The organism is Nostoc sp. CALU 546, assembly GCF_048836525.1.
The window spans coordinates 1-2239 of record NZ_JAWJTF010000322.1 but is presented as its reverse complement, the minus strand read 5'-3'; the positions used below and the strand labels follow the sequence as shown (position 1 = coordinate 2239).

Here is a 2239-nt window from a genome sequence, read left to right as displayed (position 1 = left end):
AAATTACAATAGCTATACCGCCCTTCACACAATATCTGTTTGTAACAGAAGCTTTTTTTGTCCCACTAACACCGTAATTACCACACTTTTCCATTGTGGGGTTTACAAAACTCCCCGCAATTGTGACGATTACGCTAGAATTGTTAAAGGTTCTTTACAGAATTTGCTGATCATCCCCAGTTCTGTTAAAACAGCCTAGCATTCAAATGTAAATCTTAAAACCCCCTCTAGAGTTCACCAAAAGTTTCTATGACGCTCCCAATTCGCAACGTCGCAATTATCGCCCACGTTGACCACGGCAAAACCACGCTGGTTGACGCACTCCTCAAACAATCCGGCATTTTCCGCGAAGGCGAAGACGTTCCGGATTGCGTTATGGACTCCAACGCCCTAGAACGGGAACGGGGTATTACTATCCTGTCCAAAAATACGGCAGTTCGCTACAAAGAAACGCTAATCAATATTGTTGATACTCCTGGACACGCTGACTTTGGTGGCGAAGTTGAACGCGTACTCGGCATGGTTGACGGATGTCTTCTGATTGTCGATGCCAACGAAGGCCCCATGCCCCAAACACGCTTTGTTCTGAAAAAAGCTTTAGAAAAAGGGCTGCGCCCCATTGTTATTATCAACAAAATCGACCGTGGTAAAACTGACCCTCACGTTGCTGTCGATAAAGTTTTGGATCTGTTCTTGGAATTAGGGGCAGACGAAGACCAGTGTGATTTTACCTATCTGTTTGCCTCTGGTATGGCAGGTTTCGCCAAGGAAAGCTTGGAAGCAGAATCGGTAGATATGCAACCCCTGTTTAACGCGATTCTGCAACACGTTCCACCACCAGTAGGCGACAGCAATAAGCCTCTGCAATTGCAAGTTACAACCCTAGATTATTCTGAATATCTGGGACGGATTGTGATTGGCAGAATTCACAACGGTACTATCCGCTCAGGACAGCAAGCGGCTTTAGTTACAGAAGATGGCACCATTGTCAAGGGTAAAATTACCAAATTGATGGGCTTTGATGGACTGAAGCGCGTAGAGATGGAAGAAGCAACCGCAGGTTATATCGTCGCGGTATCTGGTTTCGCCGATGCTTATATTGGGGAAACGATTACTGACCCCAATGAACCACAAGCTTTACCACTAATTAAAGTGGATGAACCAACCTTGCAAATGGCCTTCTGGGTGAATGATTCGCCCTTTGCTGGTCAAGAAGGTAAGTTGGTGACATCAAGACAAATTCGCGATCGCCTATTCCGCGAACTTGAAACCAACGTTGCTTTGCGTGTTGAAGAAACCGATTCTCCAGATAAATTCCTCGTTTCCGGTCGTGGAGAACTCCACCTGGGTATCTTAATTGAAACCATGCGCCGGGAAGGCTTCGAGTTCCAGGTATCTCAGCCACAGGTAATTTACCGCGAAATCAACGGTCAACCTTGCGAACCTTACGAACTTTTGGTGTTAGACATTCCTGCTGATGCTGTGGGTAGCTGTATTGAACGCCTGGGACAACGCAAAGGCGAAATGCAAGATATGCAACCAGGTAGTGGCGATCGCACCCAGTTAGAGTTTGTGATTCCCGCCCGTGGATTGATTGGTTTCCGGGGTGAATTCATGCGGATGACTCGTGGCGAAGGCATCATGAACCACAGTTTCTTAGACTACCGTCAACTTAGTGGTGACATTGAAGCCCGTAACAAGGGTGTTTTAATCTCCTTTGAAGAAGGCGTTTCTACCTTCTACGCCATGAGAAATGCCGAAGATAGAGGAGCATTCTTTATTACTCCTGGCACAAAGGTTTACAGAGGTATGATTGTGGGAGAACACAATCGTTCCCAAGATTTGGAATTGAATATCTGTAAAACCAAGCAGTTAACCAACCACCGGGCTGCTGGTGGTGATGAATTGGTTCAGTTGCAAGCACCAATAGACATGAGCCTAGAACGTGCTTTGGAATACATTGGCCCCGATGAATTGGTGGAAGTTACACCTCAATCGATTCGTCTGCGGAAGATGTCGAAGAAGTTGGCGAAACGGTAAGTAAGAATTCTTAATTGATTTAGAAAGCCCGCATTGGCGGGCTTTTTAGTTGGTTCACTACAACATTTTTCAAATGTTAAACTACATTTAAAATCGCAAACATAGATTGAGTATATATTTCGATGGATGACTTGCGTGATTCTCTTGACCGCATCAAATCTATTTGTTCTGAAATCGTTGTACAATTTGAATCTTCTGA

2 protein-coding genes are annotated in these 2239 nt (G+C 45.1%); both read left to right on the top strand.

Annotated features, from left to right (window positions below; genetic code table 11):
* The coding region (locus RRG12_RS43275) for a hypothetical protein (protein ID WP_420763297.1) at positions 1 to 199 on the top strand (199 nt) is incomplete at its 5' end.
* 50 nt (positions 200 to 249) lie between these two features.
* The gene (gene typA / locus RRG12_RS43270; RefSeq protein WP_420759535.1) at positions 250 to 2040 is read left to right on the top strand and encodes a translational GTPase TypA; all 1791 of its coding nucleotides are present in this window, start codon (positions 250 to 252) and stop codon (positions 2038 to 2040) included.
* Positions 2041 to 2239 lie beyond the last annotated feature (199 nt).